We start from the raw sequence: 23,350 nt of genomic DNA, 5'->3' as shown, positions 1-23,350 counted from the left end.
ACCAACGAGGTGAACACGGTGAACGCACAGGTGTGGACGAGCATCGCGGTGCTCGTCTGGATGGTGGTGGCGGGTTTCCTCCGGCCTCCCGGCGGGATTCTCAGCTGGCCCATGTACACCCGGCGGTCCGCCTTCCTCGTCGAGGTGGCGCTCGACACGGGGCAGGCGGCCCGCCCTGTCGACGTCTACCGCGTCATCCCCTCCGGTGACTACAGCATGACGCTCACGGATTTCGAGCTGTTGCTGGAGTTCCTCCAGGAGCCGGACCGCACGGTCTCCGGCAGCGGCACGGTGCTCCATGAGGGGGGCGCCACCGACATTCGGATCGAGGCCGGCCGTGTGGCTGTTCCAGGCGCTGAGTGACGGCTTCTCCTTCGCCACCCGCGAGGGCAGGATCCAGGGCTTCCGCATGATGCTGGGGCTGGCGTGCACCGTGAAGTTCGCGCTGGCCCTGCTCAACGGCGGCCCGCGGCGGCTCGACGCCCCGACCTTCTCGCGCTACAAGCTCCAGCGGCAGTACGGCCGCCGGATCGCCGACAGCGTGGCGCGACTCCACCGTCCCCTTCTCTTCGCGCGCCTGCCGGCCGCCCTGCTCTTCACCGCGGGCGTCCGTCCTAAGGCCGCCGCACTGATCGTCCTGCTCGGCCTCCTCCATGAACTCCTCCACGACTTCCGCTTCAACACCTGCTACCTCGCGCTCCTCACCACCGCTCTCCTCACCGCCGGCGACCTCGGTTCGGGGTTCTCCCTCTCGACGGCCCAGAGCACACGCAATACCTGGGCCCAGTGGCTCGTGGTCGTCCTCACCACCGACATGTACTGGAACAGCGCCTGGCTGAAGCTGAGGTCACCCCAGTTCATGAGCGGGACCCTGCTGGCGCAGTACTTCTACGCCAACAAGGTGCTGCGGACGCGCCTTCCGTACCGTGAATACGCACTGCCCTCCGGTGCGTACGCCCTGCTGGGCACGCTGGAGGCGCCGGCCGTCCGGCGCTGCCGCGTGCTCGCCGTCGGCACCGTCGTCCTCGAGATCGCGCTGCCCCTCGCCTTGCTGTCCCGCGCGCCACTCGGCCCGGTCATGGTCACCGGCGCGGTGCTGCACGCCGCCTTCGCGCTGCTGAGCCCCCGCGCGGTCATCGGTTTCTCCCTCGCCACGGTCTCCACCTATCCGCTGTTCGTGCCGTGAGTGGCCCGCCCCCACCGGTGCCGTCCACGCCAGAAAGGTCGCAACGTGCCCCCGGACATGACCCACCAGCCCCCGTGCGCCGACGCGGCGGCCTCCTACGACGAGGACTTCGCCGCTGTCGACGGCAGCGCTTTGATGCGCCGTCTGCACCGGGATGCCTTCGGAACGGACTACCCCGAGGAGATCGATGTCTTCAGCTCCTGCTCCTGGTGGACCCTGGGCCAGGCGATCGCCCAGCTGAGGATGGTCCCGGACGGGACGCTGGTCGATCTGGGGTGCGGCCAGGGCGGCCCCGGCCTGTGGGTGGCCCGCGCCACGCGCACCCACCTGGTCGGGATCGACTTCAGTGCCACCGCTCGCGCCCTCGCACGGGCGGCAGCCCCCCGCTTCCTGCCGCCGGGCAGGGCCGAGTTCCGGTACGGCACCCTGACAGCGACCGGACTCGGCGGCGCCCGGGCGGACGGTGTCCTCTCGATCGACGCGCTGCCCTTCAGCCCCGACCGGCGAAGGACCCTCCAGGAGATCCGGCGCATCCTCAAACCGGGCGCCCGCGCCGTCTTCACTTGTGGGGAACGGACGGGGTCCGGCGAGGGGGCCGGGCCGTCCTCCTGGCCCCGCATGGCGCGCGCCGCCGGACTGGAGGTCACCGCCACTCTCACCGACGAGGGCCGCGGCGAGCGCTGGACCAGGCTGTACGCGTTGTGGCAGCGCCACGCCCGCGAACTGGTCGCCGACCTCGGGGAGGCCCCCGCCGGGCGCCTTCTGGAGGAGGCCAGGACGCTGGGCCCGCTGATGCGCTCCGGCACCGTCCGGCATCTCCTCCTCGCCGTGCGGCGGCCCGCATGACGTCACAACCGCGACTCGGCCCCGGGCACGTTCCCCTGTCCGGCCCCCGGCCGGATTCCCCGTCCGCCGAGCCGGCCGAGCGCTATCGACGTGGCCGGGCGGGCTATCCGGCCGCGTTGGCGCGTGAGGTGCTGCGTTACGCGGCGGCGTCCGCTCCGGTGCACGTGCTGGAAGTGGGCGCCGGCACCGGCAAGGCCACCACGCGCTTCGCGCCCCACGTCGCCGGTCTGACGTGCCTGGAGCCGGACCCCGCCATGGCTGCGGTGCTGCGGCGCACCTGCCGTCCGTATCCGTCCGTCGCTGTCGAGGAGGTCCGTTTCGAGACCTGGCAGCCCGCGGGGCGGCGCTTCGATGTGCTCCTGTGCGCGCAGGCCTGGCACTGTCTCCCCTCCCCTGTGCGCTGGTCCCTGGCGCACCGGGTGCTGGAACCCGGCGGTGTCCTGGCACTGTGCTGGAACGCGTACGGGGTCGTCGACCCTGCGCTGCACGCGGAGCTGGTCCGCGTCGACCTGCGGTACGGCCTCCGCGCGGAGGTGCCGCACACCCAGCAGGCCGGCGAGATCGGCGGGGACGTACCGCCGCACCACGCCCCCACCCACGAGATCGCCGGCGACCCGCGCTTCACCGACCTGCGAGCCGTCCACCACCACCGCCGCGCCTCCTACCCGACCCGGCGCTACCTCGACCTGCTGGCCACCATCTCCGTCTACAAAGCCGCACCTGAGGCGGTACGGGGAGCGATGCTGCGCGAGATCGGCGAGGTCCTCGACCGTGCGGGCGGGATCGAACTGGCCGTCACGACAGACCTGTTCCTGGCCCGGACCACGTAGCCCCCGCCCCCTCATGACGACCACCCGACCAGCCGCGCACAACGGTTCACTCTGGAGGCCTCCCAGGCATGACGTCCCCCGCGCCCTTGCCGACCACACGTAGCTGCCCGCTCGACCCGCCGCCCGCGTTCGCCCGGATCAGGGCCGAGGCGCCGGTGAGCCGTCTGCTCTTCCCGGACGGCCGCACGGGCTGGCTGGTGAGCGACTACGCACACCTGAAGAAGATGCTGGCGGACCCGCGTTTCAGCTCCCGTCCCGACCGTGCCGCGAACCCGTTCCGCGCGCTGTCCCGGAAAGTCGCCCAACGTCCCGTGCGGCCGGGGGTGTTCAGCGCCATGGACGCTCCCGACCACATGCGGTACCGGCGGCTGCTCACGGGGCGGTTCACCGTGCGGCAGGTACGGAGGCTGGCACCCGTCGTCGAGGAGATCGTGACCGGCCGTCTGGACGACATGGAGCGCCGGGGCGGTCCGCTCGACCTCGTGCGGGCCTTCTCTCTGCCCGTGGCGTCCATGGTGATCTGCCGGTTCCTGGGGGTGCCGGTCGACGACCACGCCCAGGTACAGCAGCGTTCCCAGATCATCTTCAACCTGGCGCTGCCCGGGGAGCTGAAGGCCGCGACCGGCGACGCGATGCACCGTTTCATGCTGCGGGTGGTCGCACACGAGCGCTCCGACCCCGGGGCCGGGCTGCTCGGGGAGCTGGCCCGGCTCAGTGGAGCGGACTTGCTCAGCGACGAGGAACTCGCGGGCATGGGCGGCCTGCTGCTGCTCGCCGGCCACGAACCCACCGCCCAGATGATCTCGCTCGGCGTCCTCGCTCTGCTGCGGAACCCCGGGCAACTGGAGCTGGTGCGGCGGGAGCCGGGCCTGGCCGGCCACGCCGTCGACGAGCTGCTGCGCTTCTTGTCCGTCGTCCAGTTCGGCGCGATCCGGGTGGCCGGCACCGACGTGGAACTCGGCGGACGCGGGATCGGCGCGGGCGACACGGTGATCGGCCACATGGCGTCCGCCAACCGCGACGCGATGAGGTTCCGCGACCCCGACTCCCTCGATGTGACCCGGGCGCACACCCCGCACCTCGCGTTCGGCCACGGCGCCCACCAGTGCCTGGGCCAGCACCTGGCCCGCCTGCAGCTCGTGGTGGCCCTCCGCGGTCTGCTCGCACGCTTTCCGCGCCTGCGCCTGGCCGTGCCCGCCGAACAGCTGCGGTACCGCACGGAGATGGTCGACTACGGCGTCCACGAACTGCCGGTGTCCTGGTGAGGCGGCGCCCTGGCCCCGGCCCGGGCCGCACAGCGCCCTCGGGGGCCCGGTGACCGGGGGCCCGTTGCGGTTTCCCCGCCGCCGGCGCACCGTGTTCGGCCAGGACCCCGAGACCTACGACCGTGCCCGTCCGCACTATCCACGGCAACTGGTCCACGACGTGCTGGCCTACGCGGCGCCGCGCCGCGCCGCAGCGGTCGAGGTCGGGGCGGGCACCGGCAAGGCGACGGAGGCGTTCGTCAGGAACGGAGTGCGGCTCACCTGCCTGGAGCCGGACGCCCGGATGGCCGGGGTCCTGGCCCGCCGGTTCGCCGGCTCGCCCGCCGTCGACGTCGTGGTCAGCGGTTTCGAGGAGTGGCCCGCGAGCACGGCACCCCCCGTCGACCTCGTACTGTCGGCCCAGGCCTGGCACTGGGTCGACCCGGCGGTGCGCTGGACCAAGGCCCACCGGCTCCTGGTGCCCGGCGGGGTCCTGGCCCTGTGGTGGATCGATCTGAGCGTCAGCGATCCCGGCCTCAACTCCGCGCTGGCCGAGGCGCACGAGCGCAACGGCTGCGGCCCTCTCGGCGCCCACACCCTCGGCCCCATCCTGAGCGGCGACGACTGGCCGCTCGAACAAATGACCGCCGACGGCCTGTTCACCGACCCCGTACGGCGCAGCTACCGCGAGGAGCGTCTCCTGCCGCCCGGCCGTTACGTGGACCTCCTGGCCTCCCTCTCCGGCTACCGCGCGCTCGACGCCGGGCTCCGCACCCGGCTGCTGGGTGAGCTGCGCACCGTGCTGGACGGCTGCCGCAGCGTGCGGGTCGCCACGGCCACCCGGCTGTTCATGGGCCGGGCCGCGCCCGGTGCCCCGCCGGCCGGGCACCGTACCCGGACTCGCCCCCGTACAGGCACCGGCACCCGCCCCCGCACAGGCACCGACAACAGCACCGGAACCCGCCCCGGCCCAGGCCCAGGCCCAGGCCCCCAGAAAGGATCAGCACTCCCCATGACGCTCACCTCCCCCGACTCGCCCGGGTCCGCGCCGTCTTCCCCGTCCGACGTGCACCACCGGAGCACCGACTCCGAGCTGAGGCTGACCACCGCCGCCCTGCAGAGCGTGACCCGGCGGCTGCACCGCCTGGCCGCCGCGGCCGAGAGCGCCCTGCGCCGGCACCCCGGGGAACCGTTCAGCCCCGGCTCGGAAGCCTTCGCGGACCTCGCTTCCCGTGCCGTCCCCCGCTGGCACTTCGCGATGCTCAACGACACCGAGCGCAATGACGCGCTGGTGAGGGCCATCGAACAGCACGTCACGCCGGATTCCCTGGTGCTCGACATCGGGACGGGCTCGGGGCTGCTGGCGATGGCCGCCGTGCGCGCCGGCGCCGGGCAGGTCGTCTCGTGCGAGGAGAACCCGCTGCTCGCCGAGGTGGCCCGGCAGGTCGTCGCCGCCCATGGCATGTCCGGACGCGTCACCGTTCTCACCGAGCGGTCCACCGGGTTGGGTGTCGGCCGGGGCCTGCCACGGCGTGCCGACCTCGTCGTGGCCGAGGTCGTCGGCAGCGCGCTGATCGACGAGGGACTGCTGCCGACCGTCCGGCACGCCCGCGCCGAACTGCTCGCGCCCGACGGCGTCCTGCTGCCGGGCTCGGCACGCGTGTACGGACAACTGCTGCACTGCGACGCGGCGATCGGGCTGGGCCGTGTCCAGGGGGCGGCCGGATTCGACGTGTCGCTGATGAACGTGGCGGCGGCTCAGGGCCACTACCCGTTGCAGTTGAGGACCTATCCGCACGAGTTGCTCTCCGATCCCGTCGAGATCCTCGCGTTCGCTCTCCGCTCCGGCGCGGCGGACCCGGGCGGCAAGCGGTTGTCGCTGGATGTCACCCGCACCGGCGAGGCCCAAGCCCTCCTGGTCTGGTTCGAAGCCGTCCTGGGGGAGTCCGCCGAGGCGCCCGTGCTGAGCAACAGCCCGGCCCGCACGGCCTCGCACTGGGAGCAGGCCGTCGTCCCGTTCCCGGTTTCCGTCCCCGTCAAGTCCGGCGACCGGCTCGGCATCGATCTGACCTGGACGGACCACCGCCTCACCGCACAGGTGACGGCCTGAACCAGGTCACGCGCCGACGAGACCAGGTCACGCGCCGACGAGTGGCCGGGCCGGTCAGGAAGTCCTGGAGCGCCGGCTGTTGAAGTTCTTCGAGAACTCCCGCGGGGAAGACGTTGCCCGTGTGGACAGAGGCGGAAGCGGATGTCGCCGGAGGTCGATGAGGTCGGCTCCCCGAACGCGAGGTTGATGACGTCCCGGCTCTCGGGGACGTCGGCCAGCCGGGTGTAGCCGGAGCCGTTGGCGAAGCTGGAGTGCAGACAGCCGATCAGCGCGTGCCCGGGCAGCGCGGCCGTGACGGCGGAGTCGGTGGCCGGGCCCGCCGCGGTCCGTGCCCCCGGTCGGCGCGTCCGGGCGGCGGCAGGTGCCGCGAGCAGGGCCGCCGCGGCGAGGGCGAACGCCGCGGTGGCGGCGCGGAGTCGGCGTCTGTGCGGGCCTGAGCGTAAGCGGGTGCGAGCCACGGCTGCCTCCGGGTGGGGAGAGTGCACCAGACACCGCACATCGGACCAGACCAATAAGAGTGTCAAGAGTCCGGCACGCCACCGCTCGCTCTCCGGCAGCGCACACGCCTTCCGCGGCGGCCGGCACGCGCGCCCGGCAGCGGGACGCGACGGCGTCCGCGCCCCCTTGGCCCCTTCAGCCGCCAAGGATCGGTCAGGAACCCGGCCAGACCAGCAGGCAGAACTCGTTGCCCTCGGGGTCCGCGAGCACGGTCGTCAGTATGCCGTTGTCGTCGAAAGGCCCCCTCAGCACCGTGGCGCCGCAGGCCTGGAGCCGGGAGAGTTCCGGTTCCAGCCGGGGGACGCGCAGGTCGAGATGCATCCTGTTCTTGCCCCGTTTGGGTTCGGGCACCCGCTGAAGCAGCAGCTCCGGCCCCTTGCCGTCCGACGGCGCGAGGCTCACATAGGGATCGACGGCCCGGACCCTGCGGTAGCCGAGCACGGCGCACCAGAAACGGGCGAGCCGGTCGTTGTCGGCGCAGTCCAGCACCAGGGCGAGCTGGGCACGGGCCGTGGGTTCCTCCGTCACCATGCCTCCCCTCTTCCCCGCGGGAACCGCACGCACGCCGGACCTCACACCCGTCGGCGGCAGCTCGGAGGGGCTGCCGGAGTCGGCGGGGCTGGCGGAGTCGGCGGGATCCCGCCGCCGGGACACTCCTCCATCACCGCATGTCCCCGCACGGGCGGGCGGAACTGGCCGCCGACCTGGAAGAGGCGGGAGCGTAGCGGCCGCGGCCGTGGGTCGCCGGGGGCCCGTCACCCCCTTGGAGCCGTCCTGTCGCGCCACGTCTCCGCGCGGGTGACGGTGAGGGGGGGACGGGCCCCGTACCCATGAGCCGCGAGGAGAGCACACGATGCGCATGCTGCTGAAGGCCAGGCTGGACACGGACAAGGGGAACGAACTGATTCAGAGCGGCAGGATGGCCGAGCTGCTCGAATCCCTGCTGCAGCGGCTCCAGCCGGAGGCCGCGTATTTCACCCCGGAGAGAGGGCGCCGCTGCTGCCTGTTCGTGATCGACATGCAGGACCCCTCCCAGCTCGTGCCCCTCACGGAGCCCTTCTTCACCGAGATGGGCGCGGAGGTGACGGTCCAGCCCGCGATGAACGTGGACGACGTCAAGCGCGGGATGGCGGCCCGCCAGGGCTGAGGCGGGGCGAGCAGCGCTCAGCCGCTCTCCCTGACCCGCTCCCGCCGGCAGGAGTCGAGGTCGGGGTAGCAGGGCAGAAAGGGTTCGGTGCCGGTCACGGTCAGCAGACGCCGCAGATGGGCCGGCGGGGCGAGGAGCGACAGCGGCCGCTCTCCCGCAGTGCGCAGCAAAAGGTTGAGCATGCTGGAGTCGCAGAAGGAAACCTCCGCCGTGTCGAACGCCAGGGGTCCTTCATGCCGGCGCAGCGCCGCGGTGACCTCCTGCTCGACCGGTTCGAGTGTCTCGATGTCCAGGTCTCCGGCCAGGCGGATCAGCCAGAACTCACCCACCTGCCGCGAGCCGCGCACACCGGCCGGCCGGCCGTTCCTCTCATGCGGGTCCTCAACGTTTTCCATACGACAATTGTCGCTGGTGGTGCCGCTCCCTCTTCGTCCGGGCCCGCACTGTTCACCGAACCCCCTCACACCCGCCGGGCCGGCTCCACGCCCGAGGACGCCCGAGAGCCGGAATCCCGCCGGCCCGGGGACGCCGGGGAGCCGGCTGCGCGGCACAGGACCCGATGGCTCCGAGGCCCCCCGCCATGCCTTGTAGCCTGGGAAGGAGGAGGCGCGTGAGGCATGGCCAGTGGCGGCGGCACGGCCCGGAATCCAGGCGGTGGCGAGGAGTTCGAGCGTCATACGCGGGGCGCGCCGGATGCCGGTGAGACGGCACCCCCGCGACCGGACGCGGCGTCCCCCGAACGGGACACCACGCCGCCGGACCAGGACGCGGCAGACCGGGAAGAAGAATCGATGCCGCCGCCCGGGCCGGGCGGGCCGGTGGACGCGGCGCCGGAGGCGGAGCCGCTCGGCGCCGGCGGCGAAGCGGCATCCGTGGAGTTCGACGAGGCGTTCATCCGTGCCGCGCAGGTGGCCGAGCCCGCCGCCCGGACCCGGGAGCTGGCCGCGCGCTGGGCCTCGGAGGGCTTCCCGGAACGGGAGCCGTGGCGCGCCGACGAACCCCCGGCCGGCTGGTTCTGGAGCCGTGGCCGGCAGACCGGCGGCGGCCGTCGAGGACGCCTGCGCCGTCGCCCGCGCTTGTGCTGGCCGTGGCGGCGCAAGCGCGGGGACTGACAGCCCGGACAGCCGGCCCCGGAAGCCGAGGCCGTCGGCGGCGACAGCGGCGGCAGCGGAAGCTGCCCGGGGCACAGCGCGTCGGCCGTCACATCGTGACGGCGTCAGCCCTCATGTCCCCGCCGCGTCGAGGTCGGAGGCGACGAGTGCGGCGAGTTCGTCGAGCGCCGCTTCCGCGCCGTCGCCCTCGGCCGCCAGGACGACGGAGTCGCCGTGTTCGGCGCCGAGGGCGAGCACCGAGAGGAGGCTGCGGGCGTCGACCGGCGGCCGGCCGTCCCGTGCGACGGTCACCTTCACGGGCTGACGGGCGGCGGCCTGGACGAAGAGGGAGGCGGGCCGCGCGTGCAGTCCGCTCTTGGCGCCGATCAGGACAGTGCGCTCGGGCATGGGGGTCACACTCCTTGTGGTCAGGGGCTGTTGGGGGTCAGACGGACGTCGCGGTCTTCGGGTCCGTCTCCGTCTCCGCGTCCGCCGGGATCCCGGTGCGGGCGGCGGCGCGGAGCCGTCGGGCATGCGTGCTCTTCAAGGCGATCACCAGGCCGGCCGAGACCGCGGTGCCGACGGCGATCGCGAGCAGGTAGAGGAGAGGACGGCCGATCAGCGGGACGACGAAGACACCGCCGTGCGGGGCCCGCAGCGTGTTCCCGAAGGCCATGGAGAGGGCGCCGGTGACCGCCCCGCCGGCCATCGCGGAGGGGATCACCCGCAGCGGGTCGGCGGCGGCGAAGGGAATGGCGCCCTCGCTGACGAACGAGGCGCCCAGCACCCATGCCGCCTTGCCGTTCTCCCGCTCGGCCTGGGTGAACAGGGAGCCGCGCACGGTCGTCGCCAGGGCCATGGCGAGCGGCGGCACCATGCCGGCCGCCATCACGGCGGCCATGATCTTCAAGCTGCCGTCGGTAGGGTCGGAGAGGCCGCCGACGGCGAAGGCGTAGGCGACCTTGTTGACCGGGCCGCCCAGGTCGAGGCACATCATCAGGCCGAGCAGGATGCCCAGGAGCACGGCGTTGGTACCGGAGAGGCCGCCGAGCCATCCGGTCAGCACCTTCTGGAGGGCGGCGATCGGCTTGCCGATCACCACGAACATCAGGAAGCCCACGACGGCGGTGGACAGCAGCGGGATGACCACCACCGGCATGATCCCGCGCAGTGTCGGCGGCACGCGCACCCGCTGGACGGCCATCACCACGGCGCCCGCGACCAGGCCCGCGACGAGCCCGCCGAGGAAGCCCGCGTCGATGGTGGCGGCGATGGCGCCGCCGACGATGCCGGGCACGAGGCCGGGCCGGTCGACCATGCCGTAGGCGATGTAGCCGGCCAGGACGGGGACGAGGAAGGTGAAGGCCGTGCTGCCGGTCTGGTGCATCAGGGCGGCCCAGCTGGCGGTCTGCGTCCATACGAAGTGGTCCGCCACGGACGGGGCTTCGGTGATCTCGTAGCCGCCGAGGGCGAAGGCCAGCGCCATCAGCAGGCCGCCGGCCGCGACGAACGGCACCATGTAGCTGACCCCGGTCATCAGCCAGGTGCGCAGGCGGGTGCCGAACCCGTCCTCGGAGGGTTCCGCCCGTTCCGCGGGGGGTCCGTCGGCGGACGGGGCGGGCGGCACCTCGCCGCGGGCGGCCTTCTCCCGGACCTCCGCGATGAGTTCCCCGGGCCGGGTCACCGCAGCCTTCACGCCGACGTCGACGGTCGGCTTGCCGGCGAAGCGGTCCTTGTCCCGTACCTCGACGTCGTGCGCGAGGATCACGCCGTCGGCCGCCGCGATCACCGCCGGGTCGAGCCGGGTGAAGCCGGCCGAGCCCTGTGTCTCCACGACGACGTCGACGCCCTCGTCGCGGCCTGCCCGCTCCAGCGACTCGGCGGCCATATAGGTGTGGGCGATGCCGGTGGGGCAGGAGGTGACGGCGACGATACGGAACGGTGCCGCTGCCCGCGCCTCGTCCGTCGCCGGGGCCGGTGCCTGCCCGTCCGCGGGGACCGGGGTGCCGTCCGGCCGGCCGGACGCCCGCTGCTCCTCGTCGCCGGTACGGGGGCTTTCCGGAGCCCGCTCGCCGCGTATGAGGGCAGCCGCGGCGGCGGGGTCGGTCTCCGTGCGCAGCGCCTCGGTGAACCGGTCGTCCATCAGCTTGCGGGCCAGCGCCGAGAGAATGGTCAGGTGGTCGCTGTCCGCGCCTGCCGGGGCGGCGATCAGGAACACCAGGTCGGCCGGGCCGTCCGGGGCGCCGAAGTCGATGCCGTGGGCGCTGCGCCCGAAGGCGAGCGTCGGTTCGGTGACGTGCTCGCTGCGGCAGTGCGGGATGCCGATGCCGCCGTCCATCCCGGTGGGCAGCTGCTCCTCCCGCGCGGCCACGTCGGCGAGGAAGCCGTCGAGGTCGGTGACGCGGCCCGCGGTGACCATGCGCTCGGCGAGGGCGCGGGCGGCTGCGTCCTTGGTCGAGGCGGAGAGATCGAGGTCGACCAGCTCCGCGGTGATCATTTGCGTCATCTCACACGGCTCCTTGCTCGCGGACCGCCCGAAGGGCGGGGCGTGGGGACGATCGGGGACGTACGGAAACCTCGGGGGCGCGGGGGCCGGGAGCGCGTGCCCCGGGAGGAAGGGCCGGGGATGCGGCGGGGGCGTCACGCCGGGTCCCCGGGCAGGGGGCGGTCCAGCGGCGGGTCCGAGGTGACCGTCACCCGTGCCGTGTCGATCTCGCCGGGGCCCGGCATCGCGCTGCCGGGCAGTTGGACGGCCGCGGTGCCGTGCGCGACCGCCGCGGCCAGGGCCGCGGGACCGCTGCCGCCGGCGGCCAGGAAACCGGCGAGCGACGCGTCCCCCGCGCCGACGTCGCTGCGCACGGGGACGGCCGGGCCGCTGCCGAACCACACATCGGAGCCGTCGGCCAGCAGCTGGCCGGCCGCCCCCAGGCTGGCCAGTACGGTGCGCGCGCCGCGACCGCGCAGCTCCTCCGCGGCCTTGACGGCGTCTCCGACCGTGGCGAGCGGACGGCCGACGGCCTCGGCCAGTTCCTCGGCGTTGGGTTTCACCACGTCGGGCCGCTCCCGCAGCGCCGACGCCAGCGCGGGGCCCGAGGTGTCCAGAGCGATGCGCGCCCCCGCGCGGTGGGAGCGCGCGACCAGTTCGCCGTACCACTCGGGGGACAGACCGCGCGGGAGGCTGCCGCAGCAGGCGACCCAGTCGGCACCGGAGGCCCGCACGCGCACGTGCTCCAGGAGCGCTTCGGCGGCGGCCGGGGAGATCCGGGGTCCTGCGGCGTTCACCTTGGTGAGGGTGCCGTCCGGTTCGACGAGCGTGATGTTCACCCGGGTCGAGCCGTCGACCGGGACGCCCGCGGCCTCGATGCCGTGCTGGTCGAGGAGCCGGGCGAGCAGCGCGCCCTCCGGACCGCCCAACGGCAGGACGGCGACCGTCCGGTGCCCTGCCGCGGCCACGGCACGGGAGACGTTGACTCCCTTGCCGCCGGGATCGACCCGGTCGGCTCCGGCGCGCAGTACGGCTCCCCGCGTCAGACCGGGCAGCTCGTAGGTGCGGTCCAGGCTCGGGTTGGGGGTGACGGTGACGATCACGCCCGGACCACCTTCACACCCTGCTCCTCGGCCGCGCGCACCGCTCCGGGGCCGAGAGCGGAGTCGGTCACGAGCACATCCACGTCGGCCAGGGCGCCGAAGCGGGCGAAGTACTTCTGCCCGTACTTGTCGGAGTGGGCGACGAGCACCACGCGGCGGGCCGCGCGGACGATGGCGCGCTTGACCGCGGCCTCCGCCAGGTCGGGCGTGGTGAGGCCGCCCTCGGCGGAGAAGCCGTTGGTGGCGAGGACGGCCACGTCGGCGTTGATCTCGCCGTAGGCGCGCAGTGCCCAGTCGTCGACCGCGGCGCGGGTGCGGTGCCGCACCCGGCCGCCGACCAGGTGGAGCGAGATACCGGGGTGGTCGGCCAGCCGCGCCGCGACGGGCAAGGCGTGGGTGACGACGGTGAGCGGGGAGTCGACGGGCAGTACGGCGGCGAGCCGCGCGGCGGTGGTGCCGGCGTCCAGGATTACGCTGCCCTCGTCGGGCAGCTCGGCCAGGGCCGCCCGGGCGATGCGGTCCTTCTCGTCGGCGGCGACGGTGTCCCGCTCGGTGAGGTCGGGTTCGAAGTCGAGCCGTCGGGTGGGGATGGCGCCGCCGTGCACCCGCCGCAGCAGGCCGGCCCGGTCGAGGGCTTTCAGGTCACGGCGCACGGTCTCGGCCGTGACCTGGAATTCCTCGGCGAGGGACAGCACATCGACTTTCCCGTGCTCCCCGGCCAGGCGCAGGATCTCCTGCTGGCGTTCCGCAGCGTACATGTGGGTTTGCTTCCGTTCCATGCCCGAACATGTGGTTCTGGGGCACGCTACGTCCACGTGACGCGGAAGTAAACAGGTTCGGGCAAGAAAACAGAAGCGGTCGGACACCCGAGCTGGACAAGCAGGACAGTACGGAAAAATATCCGGACCGTAGCTCCTTCGGGTGAAACAGACAGCAGCCCACCGGCGGCCTCCCCGGGCCGGGCCGAGACTGTGGCCGACGCCGCCGGGCGTCCGTGGCTACAGAGGGCGAGACGTCATGGTGGACGGCACAGTTCTGCTTGCTCTGCGCGAGAACCTGCTCCAAGGAGGCGTCGGCGCCGAGCAGTTACGGCGCATCGCGAAAGAACTCGGAAACCGGGGCCTGGACGTCCGCTGGGCGGCCGACGCCCGGGACGCCCGCGCAGTCCTGCGTACGGAGTCGGGGCTCGCCGCTGCCGTGGTGGCCTGGGAGCTGCCGGGCGAACGCGCGGCCGGACGGGACGGCGACGGGGGCAAGGATGGCGGTGGAGGGGGCGGCGGCGCCGACGTTCTGCGGCTGATCCAAAGCCGGTCCAGGGACCTCCCCGTCTTCCTGCTCATGACGGACGACTCCGACCACGACCTGGAACAGCTGCCGCTGTGGGTCTCGGAGACCGTGGTCGGCTACATCTGGCCGCTGGAGGACACCGCCGCCTTCATCGCCGGACGCGTCTCCACCGCCGCCCGTGCCTACCACTGGGACGTCCTGCCGCCGTTCTTCAAGGCGTTGCGGCGCTTCGACGACGCGCACGAGTACTCCTGGCACACTCCCGCCCACTCCGGCGGTGTCGCCTTCCTCAAGTCCGCGGTGGGGCGCGCCTTCTTCGACTACTTCGGCGAACGCCTCTTCCGCAGCGACCTGTCCATCTCGGTGGGAGAGCTGGGCTCCCTGTTCGAGCACAACGGTCCGATCGGTGAGGCCGAACGCAACGCCGCCCGGGTCTTCGGCGCCGACCGCACGTACTTCGTCCTGCACGGCAACTCGACCGCGGACCGGATGGTGGGGCACTACAGCGTCACCGCCGACGAGATCGCCCTGGTGGACCGCAACTGCCACAAGTCCGTGCTGCACGGGCTGGTGATCTCCGGCGCCCGCCCCGTCTACCTGGTCCCCACCCGCAACGGCTACGGTCTGGCCGGCCCCCTGCCGGGCGCCGAGATCGACCCGGCCGCCGTCGCCGCGCGCATCGCCGCCAACCCGCTGGCAGCCGGAGCGGTCAGCGAGCAGGCCGCGTACGCGGTGGTGACCAACTCCACGTACGACGGGCTGTGTTACGACACCATCGCGGCGGCCCGGGCCCTCGCGCCGAGCACCCCGCGGCTGCACTTCGACGAGGCATGGTTCGCCTACGCCCGCTTCCACCCCCTCTACGCCCGCCGCTACGGCATGGCCGTCGGCCCCGACACCTTCCCGGACGCCCAGCGGCCGACCGTCTTCGCCACACAGTCCACGCACAAGCTGCTCGCCGCGCTCTCGCAGAGCGCCATGGTGCACATCAAGTCCTCACCCCGCGCCCCGGTCGAACCCGCGCGCTTCAACGAGGCGTTCATGATGCACGGCACCACCTCGCCGCTCTACCCGGCCATCGCCTCCCTCGACGTGGCCACCGCCATGATGGACGGCCCGCAGGGCCGGTGGCTGATCGACGAGGCCGTCACGGAGGCCATCCGCTTCCGCCAAGCCGTGGTCCGCACCGGGCGCCGCATCGCCGAGGCCGGGGACCGTCCCGACTGGTTCTTCGGCGTCTGGCAGCCGGAATCGGTCACCGACCCTGCCACCGGCCGGCAGCTCACCTTCGCGGACGCCCCCGCCGCGCTGCTGCGCAGCGAACCGCGCTGCTGGCTGCTGGAACCGGACGCCGACTGGCACGGCTTCGAGGGCCTGACCGAGGGCTACTGCATGCTCGACCCGGTCAAGGTCACCCTGACCTGCCCCGGGGGCACGGCGAAGGGAGAGACCTCACCCTGGGGCATCCCGGCCCGCGTCCTGACGGCATACCTGGCCACACGCGGCATCGTCGTCGAGAAGACCGACAGCTACACCACACTGGTCCTCTTCTCCATGGGAATCACCAAGGGCAAGTGGGGCACCTTGATGGACGCCCTGATGGACTTCAAGACCCTCCACGACACCGACGCACCACTGGAGCGGGTGCTGCCGGGCCTCGTCGGCCAGTTCCCCTCCCACTACGCGGGAACCACACTGCCCGAGCTGTGCCGGCGGATGCACGAACACCTCACGGGCGCGGAGCTGATCACCACGCTCGACACGGCGTTCCAGCAGCTCCCGAGGCCCGTGGAACCGCCTCAGCGCTGCTACCAGAAACTCATCCGCCAAGGCACCGAACGCGTGCGCCTCGTCGAAGCAGCCGACCGCGTCGCAGCCGCCATGGTCACCGTGACGCCACCGGGCATCCCGGTCCTGATGCCCGGCGAGTCCACCGGCACCCCCGAAGGACCGCTCCTGCGCTACCTGAGCGCACTGGAGGCGTTCGACCGTGCTTTCCCCGGCTTCCACAGCGAAGCACACGGCGTCACCCTCGACGCCGAGACCGGCGACTACCTGATCGAGTGCGTCTCCCGCCCCACCTCGTGAACCGATTCCGCCTCGTGCACCGATCCCGCGCGGCCCGGCCGGGGCCGGCACCGCCCGGGATCCGCACGGAACCGCGTGCTCCCGGGCCCGGCGCCCGTCGCCGGAGGCGAAACCGATCTGCCCGCCGCGCCGGAGGGCTGTTCTCAGTGGTCGTAGACCTCGCCGAAACGCAGGCCGGTGTTCCGGGGGAAACCGAAGTCGGCGCCGTCGAACGAGGTGACACCGGCCGTCGTCAGGCCGGACGAGGAACCCCGCAGGACCCAGGCCGCTCCCGCGTCCGTCACCGTGCCGATGTCCTCGCCACCGGCTCCGGCGAACAGGTCCGCCTTCCCGTTCTTGTCGATGTCGGCCAGATGCACACCTGAGCCGAAACGGTCACCGTCCTCACCGGCGCCGGGCACCCCGGCGGTCTCCTGGTGGACGGTCTGCGCGCCGGTGGGGCTGACGCCGTCGGCGGAGCCTTTGAGCAGGACGACTGCACCCGCGCGGCTACCGCGTACCACCTCCGAGGGGACGCCCACGGCGATATCCGCGTAGCCGTCGCCGGTCACATCCCCCACGGAGACGTCGGCGCCGAAGCTGTCGCCGTTCTCGCCGGTGCCCGGGACGCCGGGGCTGTCCTGGTCGTAACTCGCGGGTTCCCGGCCGGAGTCGAGGCCCCCCTCGGCGCCCCACCACACGGTGACCGCGCCTGCCTCCCGGTCCCCCACAGGTTCGCCGGTGACCAGGTCGGTCCAGCCGTCCTTGTCGATGTCACCGGTGGCCACCGAACGGATCTCGGTGCCGGCGTCGGACAGGACGCTGTGGTAGTAGCCGATGTCACCCGGGCCGCCGCGGAAGGTCGCCAGATAGTCGCCGTCACCGTCCCCCCGCTTCCCGTACAGCACGAAGTCGCTGCCCTCGGTGCCCGAGAAGCGTCCTGCGGCCACACCGTCCAGTTGGACGTCTTCGGGGAGGAAATCGGCCTCCAGCGGCAGGGGCACGTCGCTGCCGTCGCCCTTGGGCGTCGTCTCCGGGTACCACCAGAAATGGCGACCGCTGACGACCTGGAGCTGCGCCGTGCCGTCTCCGTCCAGATCGGTGAAGGAGGCGCCCTGCCCGAAGTTCCGGTCGCCGGCCGTGGGGGCGCCGAGCGCGATGCCGCCGCTCGTGAGGCCCCTCGCACCGCCCCAGACGACCGACAGGGTGCCGTCGGGCCTGCCGCCGACCTTCTCGTAAGGGGCCCCCACGATCAGATCGGCGTAGCCGTCGTGGTTCACGTCCCCACTGGTGACGTTCTCACCGAACTGGTCGCCCGCCTCCGCCCTCCCCGGCACGCCCGCGGTGTTCTGCGTGAGGCGCACCGAGCGGGACGGAGAGGCACCGGACGCCGACCCGTACGTCACCACCACGGCACCGGCCCTGCCGTCGGCCTCGGGCACTCCGACGGCCACATCGGGGTAGCCGTCGCCGTTGAAATCCCCGTGCCGCCCGGAGGGTTCGGCGACCGCCGGAGCGGCCGTCGCGAGGGGAACCACGAGACCGGCGGCGGCGAGGGCCGTCAGGGTCGCTGCGGTGAGAAGCGCGCGGGTACGCATACGGTGTCCTCTTCGCTCTCTTCCGGGGACGGAGTAGGGACTTCCGGGACGGAGTACGGACCGGCTGAGTGCCGGCTCCGGGGGTGAGACTGTTCGACCGGGCGCATGGTTGTGCGGCAGGGGCAGCGTCGTGCCGCGCACGTTGCGGTCGCCCGGGTCGGCGTAGTTGGATCTCGTGGTCGACCCGGGCGGAGAGCACCGCGCCCACCGCGGCCGGGAGCGCGGCGGGCCGGAAGCGCGCGCGGCGCGTGAGCGGTCCGGGTCAGCAGGACGGTGGTTTCGCGGAAGCGACGGGGAAGCCTTCAGCACGCGGTGGGTGCCGGCCATGCCGGCACCCACCCCCCCCTCGCGCATACCGGTCATCCGGGACAGCGGTTCCCGCGGCTCAGGACCGAGGCACCGCGGTGAGTTTCGCGAGATCGGGCGCGAAGACCGTCATCCAGTGCGGACGCAGCCGGTAGAAGACGACTTCGTTGTCCCAGTCGAAGGCGTCCTCGCCGTAGAAGTCCTTGAGGTAAGCGAGCAACTCCGGCCAGTCCGCGGCGGGTTCACCGTCCTGGGGGTTGAGGATCTCCACCGTGCCGTGCGTGAAGACTCCCAGGTCCTCCCCGCGCATGTGCGCCGCGCTGGCGGCGGGCCGGGCGGCGAGATGCCGGGCCTTGGCGGCCTCACGCGCCGTACCGAAATGCCACATGCCGTGCAGGAAATGCCCGTCCACACCGCTGATCCGCGGCTCGCCCTTCGCCGTCACGGTGGACAGGGCGAGGGTGCGCATCCCGGTGAGGACCTGGGTGAGCTGCTCCGCCGTCAGGGTGCGCTCGGAGTTGATGATCGACCGCAGGTGCGAGGTGGAGCGGGAGAGGGAGGCGTCGAGAAGGGCCTGGAGTTGTTTGAGGTCTTCTGGCGTTTCGCGCATCCGGCAACAGTAGTCATGCCTCCCGGACGGCACATGCCGAATGCCGCAGGCCGCGCGCCTCGGGCCGGGGCATTTCCGTATGCGCTCGGCAGAGTTCCGGGCCGTGAGACTGCCGGAGGTCGCACAAGAACGTGCGGGCCGGCCGCTGGCAGGATCTCGGGCATGACCGCTGTCCAGGAAGTGACCTGCCGTTTCCCGTGGAAACGCCCTCTGTGGTTCCTCGTCGGCCTCGGTGCGGCCGGGGCGGTTCTGGCCGCGGTGCGCCTGGCCGGCCGGGGCGGGTTCCTGGACGCGTGGCTGGGCGTCGGCGTGCTGCTCGCGCTGGTGGGCGTACCGGCCCTGTACGCGCTCACCGTCCGGGTGAGCGCCGACGCGGACGGGGTGCACTCCCGTACGCTGCTGCGGCGCCGGACTGTGCGGTGGGACGACATCGCCGGCCTGCGCATCCACCTCGTCCACGAGAGGAACCCGCGGGTCCAGGACGCCCGTCGTCTCGGCCTGGCGCTGCGCGACGGCCGCAGGTCCCTCCTGCCCCTGCCGCGCAGCTGGACCCGGGACGATCCTGACTTCGAGGCGCACGTGGACGCGTTCCGCGCGCTGCACGCGCGCCACGGGGCACCGGAATCGGACCACGTGCCCGTCATCTCGTACCGCACCGCCGGCTACGGCTCGGCCGGGCTGCTGACCGTGTGCGTGCTCCTGCTCGCGGGCGCGGGCGTGGCCGCGTGGTGCGTCCCGGACGCCGCAGCGTACGAGCGGGCGTGGCGCTCGGCCACTCCCTGCGCCGCCGGGACGCCCGCCATGGAACGCCGCGAGTGCCTGACCACGACGGCCGCGGTGGTCGCCAGGACCGAGGCCAACCAGCCCAGACGGCGCAGTTGGCTCTACTTCACCGACGACCGGCCGCTGGAGCGGCTCGCCGTCCCGCGCGAGGCCGCCCAAGGGTTCCGGTCCGGGGACCGGGTCGAGCTGACCATCTGGCGCGGCGAGGTGCGGAAGGTCGCGGGCCGGCATTACGTGTGGCGCAAGCACATCGTCAGTACGGGGAGCGTGGCCCTCCTCGCCGCCGCGCTGGCCCTCGCCGCGGGCTACCCCGGTGCCCGGATGCTGGTACGCCTGCGCGGGCGCCGGCTGCCCGACGACGAAGTGCTCCCGCCGGCGCTGCCGTTCGCGGGCGCGCTCGCGGGTACGGCCGTGTGGCTGCTGCCCCTCTGCTACCTGCACCCCACGATCCCGCTCTCCACTCCCGCGACGGTCGCGTGGACGGTCGCGGGCTCGCTCGTCACGCTGGGCCTGCTGTGCGGGGCCTGGCGGGCCACCCGCGTACGGACGCCCGCGGCGGCGGCCGATGAGCACGGGCGGGACCGGGAAGGCGCGTACCGGGCGGACAAGGTGTACGTGCCCGCCCGCTTCCTGGAGCCCACCGACTACAACCCGCACCTCTTCGGCACCCACATCCTCCTCGGAGACGGTCCGCCCGCGGTGACCCCGCACCCCGGTCCGGGCCGGTTCGCCGCGAAGCCCGTGCCGGTCGAACGGCTCACCCTCAAGACCGTACGACGCGTACGGGGCGACGACGGCGACACGGTCCCCAGGAGCTGGCACATCGCCGAACTCGACGATGCGGGCAGGACGGTCCGCCTCGCCGCCGCCCCGGCGGATCTCGCTCGTGTACTTCGGGAGCTGGGCGGGCCGAGCACGCCCGCGCATCCGGCGCGCACAACGCCTCCCGCGAGCAGCACGGTCCCCGAGCCGTGACGTGGCCGGCCACGGCGCCGTATCAGCCGGTGGGTCACATCTCGCCACCGGTCAACTCGGAGACGGCGTCCACACCCACCTCCTCGCGGAGGACGGTGGGGAGCCCGAGGTCGCCGCACTTGACGGCAGGGCTACTGGCGGGGAGGGCGGCGCCGAGTCCGCCGATGAGGCCGCTGTGCCGTGTCGTGGCGCCGTCGGCGCGGGAACCTCCGTGGTCGGCGCAGGCGTTGCCGAAAGCCGCGTTGCCGAGACCGATGACGGAGGTGGCGTTCGCGGGTGTCGCGGCGCCGACGGCGCCGATCGTGGCGGCGGCCAGCACCAGGGCACGGAGCACAGGGATACGGTTCATGTCCCCACCAACGTGCGGGACCACCGGGCGGACACGGCACCGGACCGCGGTGGGTCCGGTGCCGTTCCTCGGGGCGGGGCCCGGGTGCGGTCGGCGGCACGGTCGGTCCGCCGGGCCGGCCCGGTCAGTCCGTCTCGGCCGCCACCGGCTTCGGGATGAGGAACGAGGTGCCGAACGCGACGGCGAGCAGCACCACCCCCGCGATCATCCCCGCGGCGTACCCGGTGGGCGACGAGGCGTCCTGGGGCAGGGCCGCGGTCTGCACGGCGTAGATCACCGCGAAGCTGAGCCCCGAACCGAGGTTGAAGGCGCCCGCGTTGAGCCCCGGCAGGAAGCCCGGGTTCTCCCGGGGCGAGTGCACGATGCCCAGCCCGTTGAGCACGATGTTGGCCACGCCCGCGTACGCCACACCGACCAGGAGCGAGGCCGCGAGCAGCAGCCAGCGCGAGTGCGCGTCCAGGGTGAGCAGCATCAGCACGACCGTTCCGGCCGCGCCGACCAGCCCGGCGCGCAGGATGCGGCCGTAGCCGTGGGTGGCGGCGAGCCGGCCGGCGAGCGGCCCCATGGCGAGTCCGGCCAGGGCGTAGGGGGTGAGGGTCCACCAGGCGGACTGCTCGGCCGACATGCCGAGCCCGGCCTTGGCGTCCTGCGCGAAGGCGGGCAGCAGGCCGTTCATGACGGCGAAGACGCCGGTCATGGTGAGCACCGTGGTCAGCAGTGTCGCCCAGGTGGCCCGGCGGCGCAGGTGGCGGGTGGCGACCAGCGGATGGGTTCCGCGGTCCTGCACGCGCCAGAACAGTGCGAAGGCGAGTGCCGAGACCACCACGAGCCCACCGGCGAGCGGCCAGTTGGCGGCGCCCAGCTTGCCCGCCTCGTTCAGCGCGATGAGCATCGCGCCCACCGAGACGACGAGCAGGACGACGCCCGGCCAGTCCATCCGGGTACCGGAGGCGGCGCGCGACTCGGGCGCCAGCGTCGCCACCAGGACCGTACCCAGGGCCGCGACCAGGGCCATCGCCCAGAACACGGCGGCGAAGCCGTGGTGGTCGGCGAGGTAGCCGCCGACGAGCGAGTCGACACCGGCGATACCGCCGTTGACCGCGGTGATGACGCCGAGCAGGGTGCCGTACTTCTTCGGCTCGGTGACCTCGACCCGCAGCATGATCAGGCAGAGCGGGACGGTGGGCCCGGAGACACCCTGGATGACGCGGCCCGCGAACAGCATCGGGACGCTGTTCGCCAGCGCGGCGACGACACAGCCCACGGCCATCAGCGCCAGCATGCCGACGAGCACCTTGCGGCGGCCGATGAGGTCACCGAGGCGCGGCAGGAAGAGGGAGAAGAGGGCGGCCGAGGTGAAGAACGCGGTCTGCGTCATGCCGATCTCGGCCGAACTGGCGTGCAGAGAGCGTTCGATGCTGCTGAGCGCCGGGCTGAGCATGCTCGCGTTCAGCTGGAAGGCGAAACAGGCTACGAGGAGCGCGGCCATCAGCACGCCGATGCGCACGGGCCGGCCCTGACGCACGTGGCCCTCGGTGAGGGTGGGGTAGGCGGCGCCGGTCATGCCCGTCCCGCCCGTTCGGCCGGGGTGTCCGGGCCGCCGGCCGTGCCCTCGGGGGCGGCCGGTCCGCCGGTGGTCTCCTCAAAGGTCGTCTCGGCCGCAGCGCCGACCGTGCCCGAGGCGTCCTCGGCCGCCGACCGCGCCGCCTCGGCCGCCGACCGCGCCGCCTCGGCGCCGCCGCCCTCGCCGATCCGCTCCAGCGCGTCGACGACCAGGTCCCAGAAGCGGGCGTGGTCGAGGTCGACGGCGACCTGGGTGTGGCAGTCGGCCGGCGCCGGCGCACGGAAGTCCGCGACCGTCATACCCAGGGTGAGCCCGCCGCGCAGCTCGATGTCGACGGGCGCCTTGCGCACCGTCATCACGTCCGGGTCGATGACGTACGCGACGGCGCACGGGTCGTGCACCGGGGGGTGTGCGAAGCCCTGGGCCTCCAGATAGGTGGCGCCGAAGAAGTCCAGCAGCTCGTTGACGAAGACCGCCGGAGGGGTGCCCAGCTTCGCGATCCGCTCGGTGACCTCCGGGGTGGCCAGCGCCTGGTGCGTCAGGTCGAGCCCGACCATGGTGACCGGCCAGCGCTCGTTGAAGACGATGTGGGCGGCCTCCGGGTCGATGACGATGTTGAACTCGGCCACCGGGCTCCAGTTGCCCTGGTGGTAGCCGCCGCCCATCAGCACGACTTCGCGGACCCGTTCGGCGATCCGCGGCTCCTTGCGCACGGCCATCGCGATGTTGGTGAGCCCCGCCGTGGGGACGAGGGTGATCTCACCGGGCTCGTGGGACATCACCGTGTCGATGATCAGGTCGACGGCGTGCCGCTCGTCCACGTCGAACGCGGGCTCGGGCAGCACCGGGCCGTCCAGGCCGGACTCGCCGTGGATGTCCGGTGCCGTCTCCACCGTGCGCACCAGCGGCCTGGGGCAGCCGGCCGCGAACGGGACGCCGGTGATGCCCGCGATCCGGGCGACGGCGAGCGCGTTGCGCGTCACCTTCTCCAGCGTCTGGTTGCCGACGACGGTGGTGACGGCGACCAGCTCGACCTCCGGGTTGCCGTGCGCGAGCAGCATCGCGATCGCGTCGTCGTGCCCCGGGTCGCAGTCGAGGATGATCTTTCTGGCCACGGAGAGCCCCTTTGCTCAGCCCTCCCGCCGCCCTGCCCTCCCCCTGCTGTCGGCCGGGGCGCCCCTGCCCCTGGCGGCTGCGCGGCGGGAGGGCGGGTGCGTGTGGCGGGAGCCACGGGATGTGGTGGGAAAACGTTCTCCCAAGACTCTGCGCAG

Annotated in this window: 21 protein-coding genes and 1 pseudogene; 10 read left to right on the top strand and 12 right to left on the bottom strand. The window is 73.0% G+C overall.

From position 1 onward, the window contains the following. The first annotated feature begins 18 nt into the window (after window positions 1-18). The 6 genes from FM076_RS30955 (at window position 19) to FM076_RS30930 (ending at window position 6,216) form a co-directional block, all read left to right on the top strand. The gene (locus tag FM076_RS30955; protein WP_173874135.1) at window positions 19-363 is read left to right on the top strand and encodes a hypothetical protein; all 345 of its coding nucleotides are present in this window, start codon (window positions 19-21) and stop codon (window positions 361-363) included. Then, complete coding sequence (locus FM076_RS30950) at window positions 338-1,186, top strand: hypothetical protein (protein WP_173874134.1); 849 nt, start codon at window positions 338-340, stop codon at window positions 1,184-1,186. Before FM076_RS30955 ends, FM076_RS30950 begins: the two co-directional genes overlap by 26 nt. A gap of 57 nt (window positions 1,187-1,243) precedes the next feature. Then, window positions 1,244-2,032, top strand: coding sequence for a class I SAM-dependent methyltransferase (locus tag FM076_RS30945; protein WP_173874133.1), 789 nt, complete (start codon window positions 1,244-1,246; stop codon window positions 2,030-2,032). A 116-nt stretch (window positions 2,033-2,148) separates the two neighbouring features. After that, entirely contained in the window at window positions 2,149-2,862 is a 714-nt protein-coding gene (locus FM076_RS30940) for a class I SAM-dependent methyltransferase (RefSeq protein WP_173874132.1), read from the top strand. 86 nt (window positions 2,863-2,948) lie between these two features. Continuing rightward, entirely contained in the window at window positions 2,949-4,127 is a 1,179-nt protein-coding gene (locus FM076_RS30935) for a cytochrome P450 (protein WP_243274687.1), read from the top strand. 64 nt (window positions 4,128-4,191) lie between these two features. Beyond that, a complete protein-coding gene (locus FM076_RS30930) occupies window positions 4,192-6,216 on the top strand; it encodes a methyltransferase domain-containing protein (RefSeq protein ID WP_173874130.1) in 2,025 nt (674 codons plus the stop codon). A 122-nt stretch (window positions 6,217-6,338) separates the two neighbouring features. Here the strand turns inward: FM076_RS30930 and FM076_RS35440 are convergent. Continuing rightward, a pseudogene (locus FM076_RS35440) lies at window positions 6,339-6,500 on the bottom strand (chitinase); the annotation flags it as partial. 367 nt (window positions 6,501-6,867) lie between these two features. After that, window positions 6,868-7,245: a VOC family protein gene (locus tag FM076_RS30925; RefSeq protein WP_173874129.1), complete on the bottom strand. Its 378-nt coding sequence runs from the start codon at window positions 7,243-7,245 to the stop codon at window positions 6,868-6,870. Between the two features lie 322 nt (window positions 7,246-7,567). Between FM076_RS30925 and FM076_RS30920 the strand changes: the two genes are divergently transcribed. Continuing rightward, window positions 7,568-7,861 (top strand): DUF3303 family protein, encoded by a 294-nt coding sequence (locus FM076_RS30920; protein ID WP_173874128.1) that lies wholly within the window; start codon window positions 7,568-7,570, stop codon window positions 7,859-7,861. 17 nt (window positions 7,862-7,878) lie between these two features. Here the strand turns inward: FM076_RS30920 and FM076_RS30915 are convergent, their stop codons facing one another. Then, window positions 7,879-8,256 carry an STAS domain-containing protein gene (locus tag FM076_RS30915; protein WP_173874127.1) on the bottom strand — a complete coding sequence of 126 codons (378 nt, stop codon included), beginning with the start codon at window positions 8,254-8,256 and terminating at the stop codon, window positions 7,879-7,881. A 222-nt stretch (window positions 8,257-8,478) separates the two neighbouring features. Here FM076_RS30915 and FM076_RS30910 point away from each other — a divergent pair, with 222 nt between their 5' ends. Then, window positions 8,479-8,973, top strand: a complete 495-nt coding sequence (locus tag FM076_RS30910; protein WP_173867900.1) for a hypothetical protein — start codon at window positions 8,479-8,481, stop codon at window positions 8,971-8,973. Window positions 8,974-9,084: 111 nt separating this feature from the next. On the opposite strand, the gene FM076_RS30905 is transcribed toward FM076_RS30910, so the two are convergent. The 4 genes from FM076_RS30905 to FM076_RS30890 all read right to left on the bottom strand — a co-directional run bounded on the left by FM076_RS30905 (window position 9,085) and on the right by FM076_RS30890 (window position 13,298). Then, entirely contained in the window at window positions 9,085-9,360 is a 276-nt protein-coding gene (locus tag FM076_RS30905) for an HPr family phosphocarrier protein (RefSeq protein ID WP_173874126.1), read from the bottom strand. A 37-nt stretch (window positions 9,361-9,397) separates the two neighbouring features. Next, window positions 9,398-11,458, bottom strand: coding sequence for a PTS fructose transporter subunit IIABC (locus FM076_RS30900; RefSeq protein ID WP_173874125.1), 2,061 nt, complete (start codon window positions 11,456-11,458; stop codon window positions 9,398-9,400). A 134-nt stretch (window positions 11,459-11,592) separates the two neighbouring features. Then, window positions 11,593-12,540 carry a 1-phosphofructokinase gene (pfkB, locus tag FM076_RS30895; protein ID WP_173874124.1) on the bottom strand — a complete coding sequence of 316 codons (948 nt, stop codon included), beginning with the start codon at window positions 12,538-12,540 and terminating at the stop codon, window positions 11,593-11,595. After that, window positions 12,537-13,298, bottom strand: coding sequence for a DeoR/GlpR family DNA-binding transcription regulator (locus FM076_RS30890; protein ID WP_173874123.1), 762 nt, complete (start codon window positions 13,296-13,298; stop codon window positions 12,537-12,539). Before FM076_RS30890 ends, pfkB begins: the two co-directional genes overlap by 4 nt. A 259-nt stretch (window positions 13,299-13,557) precedes the next feature. Between FM076_RS30890 and FM076_RS30885 the strand changes: the two genes are divergently transcribed. Continuing rightward, the gene (locus tag FM076_RS30885; protein WP_173874122.1) at window positions 13,558-15,915 is read left to right on the top strand and encodes an Orn/Lys/Arg decarboxylase N-terminal domain-containing protein; all 2,358 of its coding nucleotides are present in this window, start codon (window positions 13,558-13,560) and stop codon (window positions 15,913-15,915) included. A 143-nt stretch (window positions 15,916-16,058) separates the two neighbouring features. Here FM076_RS30885 and FM076_RS30880 read toward each other — a convergent pair whose 3' ends face one another. Beyond that, on the bottom strand, window positions 16,059-17,492 hold the full coding sequence (locus FM076_RS30880; protein WP_173874121.1) for an FG-GAP-like repeat-containing protein: 1,434 nt from the start codon (window positions 17,490-17,492) through the stop codon (window positions 16,059-16,061). 385 nt (window positions 17,493-17,877) lie between these two features. After that, entirely contained in the window at window positions 17,878-18,408 is a 531-nt protein-coding gene (locus FM076_RS30875; RefSeq protein WP_173874120.1) for a pyridoxamine 5'-phosphate oxidase family protein, read from the bottom strand. Between the two features lie 162 nt (window positions 18,409-18,570). On the opposite strand from FM076_RS30875, the gene FM076_RS30870 reads away from it, so the two are divergent. Next, a complete protein-coding gene (locus tag FM076_RS30870; RefSeq protein WP_173874119.1) occupies window positions 18,571-20,166 on the top strand; it encodes a PH domain-containing protein in 1,596 nt (531 codons plus the stop codon). A gap of 34 nt (window positions 20,167-20,200) precedes the next feature. Here the strand turns inward: FM076_RS30870 and FM076_RS30865 are convergent, their stop codons facing one another. The 3 genes from FM076_RS30865 to FM076_RS30855 form a co-directional block, all read right to left on the bottom strand. Continuing rightward, window positions 20,201-20,515, bottom strand: coding sequence for a hypothetical protein (locus FM076_RS30865; RefSeq protein WP_173874118.1), 315 nt, complete (start codon window positions 20,513-20,515; stop codon window positions 20,201-20,203). A 124-nt stretch (window positions 20,516-20,639) separates the two neighbouring features. Beyond that, complete coding sequence (locus FM076_RS30860) at window positions 20,640-22,079, bottom strand: MFS transporter (RefSeq protein WP_173874117.1); 1,440 nt, start codon at window positions 22,077-22,079, stop codon at window positions 20,640-20,642. Then, window positions 22,076-23,194: a nucleoside hydrolase gene (locus FM076_RS30855; RefSeq protein ID WP_345945351.1), complete on the bottom strand. Its 1,119-nt coding sequence runs from the start codon at window positions 23,192-23,194 to the stop codon at window positions 22,076-22,078. The genes FM076_RS30860 and FM076_RS30855 overlap by 4 nt, the downstream gene beginning before the upstream one ends. Window positions 23,195-23,350: the final 156 nt, after the last annotated feature.

Source organism: Streptomyces albus subsp. chlorinus (assembly GCF_013302895.1).
In the GTDB taxonomy this organism is placed as follows: domain Bacteria; phylum Actinomycetota; class Actinomycetes; order Streptomycetales; family Streptomycetaceae; genus Streptomyces; species Streptomyces chlorinus.
The sequence above is the reverse complement of the archived record's forward strand: the minus strand, read 5'-3'. Positions and strand labels throughout refer to the sequence as shown.